General features: G+C 36.2%; 6 protein-coding genes. All 6 read left to right on the plus strand.

What is annotated here, in order from left to right:
- The first annotated feature begins 239 nt into the window (after nt 1-239).
- Nucleotides 240-362, plus strand: a complete 123-nt coding sequence (locus CWB76_RS20450) for a hypothetical protein (RefSeq protein ID WP_283235055.1) — start codon at nt 240-242, stop codon at nt 360-362.
- 683 nt (nt 363-1,045) lie between these two features.
- Complete coding sequence (locus tag CWB76_RS06475) at nt 1,046-4,189, plus strand: lantibiotic dehydratase (protein ID WP_138606291.1); 3,144 nt, start codon at nt 1,046-1,048, stop codon at nt 4,187-4,189.
- 220 nt (nt 4,190-4,409) lie between these two features.
- Nucleotides 4,410-5,768, plus strand: a complete 1,359-nt coding sequence (gene glmU, locus CWB76_RS06480; protein ID WP_138606293.1) for a bifunctional UDP-N-acetylglucosamine diphosphorylase/glucosamine-1-phosphate N-acetyltransferase GlmU — start codon at nt 4,410-4,412, stop codon at nt 5,766-5,768.
- A gap of 294 nt (nt 5,769-6,062) precedes the next feature.
- The gene (locus CWB76_RS06485; RefSeq protein ID WP_138606295.1) at nt 6,063-6,650 is read left to right on the plus strand and encodes a DUF1240 domain-containing protein; all 588 of its coding nucleotides are present in this window, start codon (nt 6,063-6,065) and stop codon (nt 6,648-6,650) included.
- 124 nt (nt 6,651-6,774) lie between these two features.
- Nucleotides 6,775-7,380 carry a DUF1240 domain-containing protein gene (locus CWB76_RS06490; protein ID WP_138606297.1) on the plus strand — a complete coding sequence of 202 codons (606 nt, stop codon included), beginning with the start codon at nt 6,775-6,777 and terminating at the stop codon, nt 7,378-7,380.
- A gap of 158 nt (nt 7,381-7,538) precedes the next feature.
- Complete coding sequence (locus CWB76_RS06495; protein ID WP_138606299.1) at nt 7,539-9,335, plus strand: choice-of-anchor I family protein; 1,797 nt, start codon at nt 7,539-7,541, stop codon at nt 9,333-9,335.
- Nucleotides 9,336-9,860: the final 525 nt, after the last annotated feature.

Below are 9,860 nucleotides of genomic sequence, written 5' to 3' on the forward strand. Positions count from 1 at the left end.
GACGAGCAAGTTGTAGGTGGCGTAGCCTCTAAAGTTACTTATTTTGGCGGTTGTACAGAGGATGGTGGTGGTATCAATCCTACAGACCCAATTACAATGGCAATCCCAGAGGATGGTAACGATCCTCGTCCATTCCCACCAGAAGACTGGATGTAATCTTCTTTAGGTGCGGGGTCGCATTGCCCCGCAGTATAAGTAAAAGCAAAGATTTACTTTAATAAGCAATTTAAGGCAAAAAAATGATTCAGTTAAAAAATAAAGAAACAATATCTGCTATTTCAGGTGGTGTACGTATGGACGAAAATGGTAATGGTTGTATTCCTCCATTTATTAATTTCCCTCCATTTATTACTAAGCGATAGTATTAAAATCTATAGAGATAGAAAAAGTAGATAATATTTTTGGTGGTGTAAAAATGGTGAAGGTTGTATTTGCATTGCACCTATTATCTTTATTGGCACATCACCACTTTAGGTAATGTGATTAAGTTATAAAATTAAAACGGCTAGTTTCAGAAAAATACCTAAAGCCAGCCTATTAAACGCCCGTTCTAATTGTATGAGTAAGCATATAATAACCAGATACTAGAGATGTTTTAGTTTCAATAAGTAAAATAAAAAAACGTCTTTATATTGTTTTCATCAATCGACTTTTGCTTTTTTACGCAATGTCCTCCTCCGGCTATTAGCGGTGTTATCTCATTCGGTATAAGCTTCATGCCCGGCGATAACTTTTTAATTTTCTTTTTATTTAGTTTCATTTTCATCATTTATTTCAATAGAACATGCCTAACTTATTTAATCCTCATAGAAACCATTTTACAACCCCTAGATGTTAATGTTTGTGGCTTTGAGTAAGCGTTCTGTATGTTTTGTTTTTTAAGTATTTAAAAATGATGGGTTATTTGTTAACTCTTGGCTTTCTTATGCAGTATCATCATGATAAAAGACATTCTAATAAAAAATAATAGTAATGGGTTATAGTCTGCAGAGGGTTTGGTTGTTCTGATTGCTTGTTTGTTACTTAAAAATGAAAGGATGTAGTAGTGTCTGAAAAAATAAAAAGTGCTCCGTTTTTTGTTATACGTGTACCACGGTTAAGTAATGAGCTGCTATTACAATTTAATGATGTAAATGCAAATACTAACAAAATACTAGAAAGCTGGTTAGGTATGTACGGTGTTCAAGAGGCGCTTTATCTTGCAAGCCCTTCTTTATTAGAACGCATAAGTCAATGGCGTGAAAAGCCAAACACCAAGCAAGGGAAAAAGATTTCACATGCCTTAATAAAATATATGGTTCGAATGTGCTCAAGGCCAACGCCATTTGGTTTGTTTTCTGGTGTAAACAAAGGTGATATTACTTCGTCTACGGATTTAATTGTTGGAAATTATAAAGAAGATAGCCGTAAAACGCGTTTAGACATGTTTTATTTAAACGCATTAAAAGATTACTTTATTAAAAATACCCCTCGCTCAAATTCACTTATATATAAGCCAAACCCCTCACATTATTTTATTGCGGATCAATGCCGGTATATAGAAAGTTACCTCTTAGATAATAGTATGCAATATCGATTGAGTGCTATTGAAAGTGATGAATATTTTAGATTTGCTTTAAATCGATCTAGCGCCGGTATTAGCTTTAATAGTTTATGTGAGGCCTTTTTTATACAATACAAAGATGCAAATAAAGAGGATGTTGAGTCCTATATTCAAGATTTAATTAATGAAGGGGCGCTAGTAGCCGACATTCCGTTACCGTTAACAGGAGATTCTCCTGACTATGCTTTATTAAAATCAATTCAAAACCTTAATGAAAATTATATTTCAGACAATTTAGCAACTACATTAGTGAAAATAGAGTCTTTAGATGAAGACAAAAAAGGGACTATTGCCCCCTATAAGCAATTACTTTCACATTTAGAAGAACTGCCAATAAAAGTGCAAGAAAACAAGCTGTTTCAAGCTGATGTTTACCGTAATTACAATGCTTGCTATTTAAGTGAAATAGAAGTTAATCGTGTGCAAAAGCAGCTTGAACTACTGTCTGGTTTAAGTGCGAACGAAAAAAGTAACTCTTTATCTCAGTTCATCAATCAATTTCATAATCGTTTTGAAGGACAGTTTGTACCACTAGATGTAATTTTAGATGATGAGACTGGGATTGGGATTTCAAATGAAACTAGCTATGAAACACCTTTGTTAGCAGGGTTGCACCTTGCTCGCGCAGGAAGCATTTTAAATTCAACCGCAAGTATCAGTTTAATAGACTCAATTATTGAAGACGCTATCAGCCTTCCTGCTAATCGTCATAAAGATTGTATCGTGCTAACAAGTAAAGAATTGAAAAGTAAAATAGCGAATAAAGATGCTATAAAAAGTTATCCTAGTTCTTTTGCTGCTATGTTAAGTCTTTATGAAGATGATAAAAAAAATCCAGTCTTTAAGTTTAATGGTTGTTATGGGCCATCATCGGCAAATTTATTAGGTCGCTTTTGTCACTTAGATGAAAATTTAAAAAATGCAGTGATAGAGGAGTTAAAACAAGAGCAAGCGCATTCACCCGATGTTATTTTTGCTGAAGTTGTACATATGCCAGAAGGGCGGCCAGGTAATGTTATTGCTCGCCCGCATTTACGAGAATATGAAATCGTATTTATGGCAGATAGCAGCCTAAATAAGGAGTATCAAATACATTTAAGCGACTTATATGTATGGGTTGAAGGCCAGCACGTTAAACTTTGGAGTAAGAGGCTAAATAAACAAATTATTCCGCGTTTGTCATGCGCGCACAACTATTCATCGCATAGCCTTAGTGCTTATAAGTTTTTATGTATGTTACAACACCAAGACGGACGCCCTATTAACTTTTCTATGCCGCAAAGTACATCTAGGCATAGTTTTGTTCCACGAATAATGTTAGATAATTTAGTGCTGAGTGAAAAAACATGGCGCGTTGATAGAAAACATCTACAAGAAGTTTTTATTGATGGCCAACTAGATTTAGATAAGCTTAATACTCTCTTCACTACCTACCAGTTAGATACACAAGTTTGCTATGCAATGTTTGATAATATTTTGCAGTTAGATTTGCGAAACTCTGATATGTTTGAAATTTTACTCGCAGAGACTAAGGGGCAAACTAAGGTTGAGTTGAAGGAGGTTTTATCTTCTAGTTTTTCGTCTCGCGTAAGAGATGAGTTTGGACATCATTATAATAATGAAATAATAGTGCCTTTTAGAAATACGCAAGCAAAAGTACATAAACACTTTGTAGATGAGCCTCTTGCAAATATATCAGCGTTGCCAATTAAACGACGATTTAGTGCAGGCTCTGAGTGGCTTAGTTTAAAAATTTATAGTGGTAACTCTTTAGTTGAGCAACTTTTGAGTGAGAAATTACTTCCACTTATTGAGTCGAATAAAAACTTGTTTAACAAGTGGTTTTTTATTAGATATTCAGATCCAGATTGGCATATTAGAGTTCGTTTTCACGGAGAGCCAAATATATTATGTGGCGAATTATTACCTTTATTAAATAACTTACTTGATCAAATGATCGAAAGCGGAGAGTTACATAAAGTAGAGTTAATGACCTATGAGCGAGAAGTTGAACGCTATGGAGGCCCTGAATCTATAGGTTTAGTTGAATCTTTATTTATGTATGACAGCTCATTAGTTGCAAAAGTGTGTTTATTAGTAGATGACTACGGTGAAGATATACGTTGGCGTATAGCTCTAAACTATACACATAAGTTGCTTAACCTATTTGATTACAGCGACGCTGAGCGGTTAAATCTAATCAGCCATTTACGAGATGTTTTTGGTAATGAGTTTAATGAAAACAGTATTTTACGTAAGCAATTAGGTAACCGTTTTCGAGAGTACCAAGCGCAGTTAGATGATGATTTCAATAAACTAAACATTGCTGCTACAGATGAACTGGACGAAATTCAAACGTTTATTTCTAAGTTATTTAAAGAATGGATGAGTGATGCTGAACCAGTAGTTAAAGTTTTAGTTAAGCTTATTAAAGAAAATAAACTTAACTGCACTCGAGATTCACTTTTAAGCTCTCTTTTACATATGCACAATAACCGAATGTTTAAAGCATATGGTAGAGAGCAAGAGTTTGTAATACATGACTTGTTAAGGCGAAAATACTTTTCGATGAGTAAAGTTAAATAAAAAGGCGCGTTTAAAGAATTAATACCTTTAAACGTGCTTATATATTCCTTAAATCCCCGCTACAATAACCCTATTCTATTAGGTGTTATTTTGCTTAAGTTAAGATTCAGTAGTCATTGCTTAGCCTACTGAGTATTTGCACATGATGTGACTTACGTAATCTACTTTGCAGCACACTTATTCTATTAAGCTAAAACAACGGAAAAAGGAAATTGTTTTAATGTCTTTAACAACGGTTATTCTTGCAGCGGGTAAAGGTACTCGTATGCGCTCTGCTCTCCCTAAGGTACTGCATAAAGTGGCAGGTAAACCTATGGTGCAACATGTTATCGATAATGCCAATGCGCTAGGTGCTACATCGACTAACTTAGTTTATGGTCACGGCGGCGAACTATTACAACAACAATTAGCCGATAATAACGTAAACTGGGTGCTGCAAGCTGAACAGCTAGGTACAGGCCATGCAGTGGCACAAGCAAACCCTCATATAAATGACGACGACACCGTACTGGTTTTATACGGTGACGTACCTTTAACAAAGCAATCTACACTTGAGCGCTTATTAGCAGCGACACCTAAAAATGGTTTAGCAGTATTAACCGTTAATTTAGCAAACCCAAACGGCTACGGGCGCATGCTACGTGTTGATGGTAAGTTAGTGGGGATTGTTGAGCAAAAAGATGCCAATGCTGAGCAGTTACTTATTAACGAAGTAAACACCGGCATTATGGCGGTTAATGGTAAGCTTTTAAAAACATGGTTAGGTAACCTATCTAACAATAATGCTCAAGGCGAATACTACCTCACAGATATAGTTGCAATGGCGCACAGTGAAGGTGTAGAAATTACATCAGCACAGCCTGATCATCCAATGGAAGTTGAAGGTGCAAATAACCGCGTACAACTTGCAGGATTAGAGCGCGCTTATCAAGCATGGCAAGCAGAAGAGCTGATGCTAAATGGTGCAACTCTTGCCGACCCTGCTCGCATAGATGTACGTGGCGACGTTAAAACAGGTGAAGACGTCCTCATCGATATCAACGTTATTTTTGAAGGTACAGTAACCTTAGGTAATAACGTACAAATTGGACCTAACTGTGTACTTAAAAACTGTAGCATCGGCGATAATGTTATTATTAAAGCCAATACACTAATTGAAGATGCATCAGTTGCGGCTCAATGTACACTCGGTCCATACGCCCGCCTTCGTCCTGGTGCAGTAATGGAAGAAGACTCTCACATTGGCAATTTTGTCGAAATGAAAAAAACCCGTTTAGGCAAAGGTTCTAAAGCAAACCACTTAAGTTACTTAGGTGATGCTGAAATAGGTGAAAAAGTAAATATTGGCGCAGGCACAATTACCTGTAACTACGATGGGGTTAATAAAGCAAAAACCATTATTGGCAATAATGCCTTTATAGGGTCTAACTCGTCACTGGTTGCTCCTGTAAATATTGGTGCTACAGCAACTGTGGGTGCAGGCTCTGTTATTACCAATGCCGTAGCGGATGATCAGCTAGCCGTAGCACGTGGCAAGCAACGTAATTTAGATGGTTGGAAACGCCCAGTTAAAAAATAGTAATGACCATTACTTATTAAATATTTAAAGCGAGTTTCATAACTCGCTTTTTTATTGTCTAAATATTTTTAATTAATTAGATTACTCAATAACGTATATAAAATATAACTGAAGGAAGTGCGGCATGTCAGCTTATGCTCGTCGTGCAATCGTTGAAAGGAAACCCGAAGCTAGTTAAAAAGTATATTATCAGGTAATGGTCTATTCATTATTAATAGGCTTTAATAAAGTACTGAGTGAAGACCCTTATGGAATATTCGGTACATTATTTGGAGTTCCGAGCATAAAAGTATTATGAAAATATTTAAATGGGAAAAAGCAAGTAAGAGTGGCAGAAACCTCGCTTTTAAAGAATTATTTATAAATTTTTTAGGGCCTATCTTAATTTGCATTATTTGTTTTGCTCTAATTTATACCGTCATCTCAGAAATTAGTTTACTGGAAGCTGTTGGGTCTAGTCCTTTTATTAAAGAAAAAAGTGGAAAGGTTCTTTTACTTTTTTTCCTTTTCCCTTTTTCTTTATTTTTTTTAGCTTCTATTCAGAAGTTATTAAATTATAAATCTGAATACTTAATGACAGGCTTTGTTAAAGGGTTGTTTATTGCATTATCTTTATTTCTTTTGCTAGTAATCCCTTTCAACTTGTATATAGAGTCATATATAAAAAGCAATGGCTATACTTATTGTAATTGGTATACCAGTCCATCATTCAGAGGTCCCGATGTTTGGTTAAAAAATGATGAGTTATGCTTACAAGATGGCTCTGTCATAACCAGTGATGTTACTGATTGGTTTGAACAGAAAAGTCAACAAGGTATTGAGCCAACAATTAATGAACTTGAAGTTTTTATACAAGAAACTAGAGCAGAGTATAATCGTTAAAATTAACTCAAAATTGCTGCAGTCGTTTTTATTTAAAATAACCAGCTAAGCTAAATAATTTTATAAAGGGATTTTTCTGGCTTCCAAAGGTAAATTTAACCCTAATAAAAATAAGCTATAAACAATGTCTATTTTAGAATGGAAAAAATCCGAAGAACGTTTTACAGAGCAAAGCTTCGAACATAAATTAATTGTTGTGATAGGCCTGTTTGCTTTTATATTATTTACAATTACTTTATTTTATTTCTCTTATTATGGGTTTGTTGAAAATGTTTATTTTGATGAGTCGCTTTATTATATTCGAGAAAGCGGCTTGTTGGCTCCGATAATAGTAATGGCTCCATTTCCTGTTTTAATGACAATTGCAGGCTTACAAAAAGTATTGAACTTCCGCAATGAAAAAACAGTAAGGTTAATGGTAAAGCTTATGCTGCGCGCAATACCTTTATATATAATTTTATCTATTGTTAATAGCTTTTACATTGAATCTAAATTAACACGTGAGGGATATAGCTTTTGTAATTGGTATACCAGTCCATCATTCAGAGGTCCCGATGTTTGGCTAAAAAATGATGAATTATGCCTACAGGGTGGCTCTGTCATAATCAGTGATGTTACCGATTGGTTTGAACATAAAAATCAACAAGGTATTGAACCTTCCGTTGATGAGTTAAAAGAGTTTATAAAAATAACTCGAAAAAGGCGCGATGATTATATAAATAATATGTAGCAGCCAGTCCATTTAAATGAGTAACAGGCCAAGCCCTATTTAAAGCGAGTTTCATAACTCGCTTTTTTATTGTCTAAATATTCTATAAATAAAAATGCCATGCTGTTGTCATCCCTGTGTGTTGATATTTAACTAATACAACACTAAGGAAAACAATAATGTTAAACAAATCAATAATAGCCCTTTCTTTGCTATCACTATTAACTGGTTGCTCACTAGATGGTGATGACGGCCAAGATGACGGCCAAGATGGCGCACAGGGTGTACAAGGTACAGCGGGTAATAATGGCGAAAACGGCACTAATGCAAATTCAGCTTTAAATATCAATCTTATTGGCCGCGCAGTACTCAATGCACAAAGCCCGGAAGGGGCAGCTGAAATAGTCGCCTACCAAGCCTCTAAAAAATGGATTTATGCCATTAATAGCTCTGGTGATGAAGCCGTTGTGAATATCATTCCTGCCGATACGTTCGACACTGCAGCATTAGTAAAAGATAACGAAGGTATTGTAACCGCGACCAACTTAGCCTCTGCCATTACGCTCTCACTAAATGAAAATACGCCTGGCGATGCAAACAGCATAGCTATCGATGCGAATAACCAATTATTAGCGGTAGCAATGGCTGCTACAAGCGTGGGCGAAGCTGGCCAAATAGCGTTTTACAATATTAGCGGAGATACACCAGTATTTATTAAAAATGTAACAGTAGGTGCCCTACCCGACATGGTGGCATTTAGTCATGATGGTGCAAAAGTAGTGGTTGCTAATGAAGGTGAACCTAATGGCGACTACAGTATCGATCCCGAAGGCACTATTAGCATTATCGATATCACTAACGGCACTATTGCCGATAATGTTTTGAGCATAAACTTTCAAGATTACAATAATCAGCAAGCTGAATTAGAAGCGCAGGGTTTAGTGTTTGCCAATCCTACTGGACGTACTATTAATGGTAATTTAATAAATACCACCGTTGCTATGGATTTAGAGCCAGAGTATGTGAGTATTTCCAAGGATAATAAATACGCCTATGTCTCTATTCAAGAAAATAACGGCCTAGCTATCATCAACCTTGAAGATAATTCCCTTGAGCTAAAAGGGCTCGGTTTTAAAGATTGGTCAAACTTACAATTTGACGCTTCAGACAAAGACGGCGGTGTTAACTTTAAATCATACCCTGGTTTATATGGCATGTATCAGCCAGATACAATTGCAAGTTTTAGTTGGAAGGGAGCCAACTTTATTGTATCCGCCAATGAGGGTGATGCACGCGAATACTTTTTTGATGCCAGCGATGAAGCTGATTGTATAGCCAAGGGGGGCCTTGATTATGACGCTAAAGATGGGTGTTTGGCATATATAGATGAAAGCCGTGTAGAAGATCTAGCTCTCGCAGCTAACTTCGATTACTTAAATAACGATGATAACGACATTGGTCGTTTAAAAGTTACAACAGTAAAAGGTGATAAAAATAATGATGGCCAATACGAATCTCTTTATGCCTATGGTGCACGCTCATTTACCATTTGGGATAGCAATGGGCTGGTGGTGTTTGACTCAGGCGATCAAATTGCACGGGTGACCGCTTCTGTTCATGGTAACGCGTTTAATAACAACGAAGATGAAAACAAAGGCGATACACGCTCAGATGATAAAGGTGCAGAACCCGAAGCGCTAACATTAGGTAAGGTTGGCGATAGGTTGTTTGCTTTTGTTGGCTTAGAGCGTATGGGCACAATAATGGTGTTTGATATAACCAACCCTTACGATGTGAAATTTCAAGACTACTTCTATAATCGTAGTTTAGAACCAAGTGCAGATATAAGTGGCGACCTTGCTCCTGAAGGAATGACATTTGTTCCTGCAGCGCAAAGTGCAACAAACGAAGCACTGCTCATAGTAGGTAATGAAATCTCAGGCTCAATTGCCGTATGGGAAATAACAACTCAGTAATTAATAAAGTGTTATGTAAAAGCGATTAGCAGTTATCTATAAATCGCTTTTACTTCCTCCCCCTCTTGCAATCATGCCTTGTGTGAATGAATTTTAATCAAAAACAGCTCTGCAGCCCTTTATTTGTATGGTTACTGTACTAAATTGAAATTAATTTAATAAAACTGAAATAAAGCATTGACCCTCTCCAGAATATCCCTATAATGCGCATCCACTGACCCGGCAGGCAGCAATGAAAAGCGCTAAACAAACGGTAAGTGAGTCGAGTAAAACTTAGCTTTCAAATCTTTTAAAAGAAACTGAAAATTAAGTGTTGACAAAAAAATAGGAAAGCGTAATATGCGCAGCCCTAGCGAGATAAAGTTTAACGCTTTAATCGCAACGTTCTTTAACAATATAAAGCAATCATCTGTGTGGGCACTCGTACAGATTGAGTTCTAACAGCCAAGCTTAGTGTACTAAGTGAGGCAAACAAATTTAGAGTCTCAATTAAAACTCAGGCACCAACAGCAATATATTACTTAT

Origin of the sequence: Pseudoalteromonas sp. S1609 (genome assembly GCF_005887255.1) — a bacterium.
Classification (GTDB): domain Bacteria; phylum Pseudomonadota; class Gammaproteobacteria; order Enterobacterales; family Alteromonadaceae; genus Pseudoalteromonas.

Coding starts and splice junctions, on each gene's coding strand:
- CWB76_RS20450 (WP_283235055.1), top strand. CDS start 240: ATGATTCAGTTAAAAAATAAAGAAACAATATCTGCTATTTCAGGTGGT.
- glmU (WP_138606293.1), top strand. CDS start 4,410: ATGTCTTTAACAACGGTTATTCTTGCAGCGGGTAAAGGTACTCGTATG.
- CWB76_RS06485 (WP_138606295.1), top strand. CDS start 6,063: ATGAAAATATTTAAATGGGAAAAAGCAAGTAAGAGTGGCAGAAACCTC.
- CWB76_RS06490 (WP_138606297.1), top strand. CDS start 6,775: ATGTCTATTTTAGAATGGAAAAAATCCGAAGAACGTTTTACAGAGCAA.
- CWB76_RS06495 (WP_138606299.1), top strand. CDS start 7,539: ATGTTAAACAAATCAATAATAGCCCTTTCTTTGCTATCACTATTAACT.